The following is a 369-nucleotide window of genomic DNA, read 5'->3' as shown; positions in this document are numbered from 1 at the left end:
GCCGGACGCCCCACCCCTGGGATTCGCCGACGCTTTTGGGGGCATCGACGGGGCAGTCGCGCACTGGGAGGGCTCGTCAGCCGTGCGTGAGCGGCTGGAGGCGATCGGCCGGTCCTCCTTCAGTCTGGTGATCTTCCTGGAACATGTCCCGCACACACTTGCTGTCTGGCTGGGCGACCAGCGGAAGGCAGCTCGGGCAGGCGAGGACGGCCCGACGTACGCGTGGGCGGAGGAAGTCCTGACGCGTGGAGCCGCCTTCATGAGCTCCCGCGGACTCGTTCACTTCGATGCGCACTTCAACAACATCCTGACCGACGGCCGGTTGATCTACTTCGCGGACTTCGGTCTCGCTCTGAGCTCCGGCTTCGA

The 369-nt window shown here is 66.4% G+C and carries 1 pseudogene; it reads left to right on the top strand.

Annotated features, from left to right (window positions below):
- Nucleotides 1-82: 82 nt before the first annotated feature.
- Nucleotides 83-369, top strand: a pseudogene (locus AC1DUE_RS20800) (protein kinase family protein); the annotation flags it as partial.

The organism is Cellulomonas sp. P4_A2 (genome assembly GCF_056402515.1).
This window is presented reverse-complemented; position numbering and strand designations above follow the sequence as displayed.